The following is a 426-nucleotide window of genomic DNA, read 5'->3' as shown; positions in this document are numbered from 1 at the left end:
GTCATCTGCGCGATGCGCTGGTCATTGCTCCAGGCGTAACGCGCGAACTCGGCATCCATTTCGCGGCCGCCCGGGCCGGAGAACAGGCCGGTGGGCACCAGCTCGATTGCGATGCCGGTAGCGCTCAGGCGCTCCAGCCCGGGGCTTGCGCCGTAGCACCAGCCGCAGAGGGGATCGAAGAGGTAGATGAGCCGGTCAGGGGACATGGTGGGCCTCACGTCGTCAAGAGAGGCGGTCCGCCGGGGCGAACCGCGCTGTTTGTCTTATTGGTAGCTGAAGAGGTATTCCGCGACCATCTCGGCGTTCGCGGGAGTCGCCGAGTCGAAGCCGTAGTAGTCACCGTACTTTGGGCGCATCGCCTCGGTGGCGCGGCGCGCAATTTCTTCGTACCAGGCGGGCAGCATGGCGGTGTGGGCGGTCAGCGTC

At 66.2% G+C, this 426-nt stretch carries 1 pseudogene; it reads right to left on the bottom strand.

Features of this window, described 5'->3' with window-relative positions:
- Positions 1–206, bottom strand: a pseudogene (locus tag CLG85_RS27200) (hypothetical protein); the annotation flags it as partial.
- Between the last annotated feature and the right edge of the window lie 220 nt (positions 207–426).

The organism is Alloyangia mangrovi, assembly GCF_002300555.2.
Taxonomy (GTDB): domain Bacteria; phylum Pseudomonadota; class Alphaproteobacteria; order Rhodobacterales; family Rhodobacteraceae; genus Salipiger; species Salipiger mangrovi.
The sequence above is the reverse complement of the archived record's forward strand: the minus strand, read 5'-3'. Positions and strand labels throughout refer to the sequence as shown.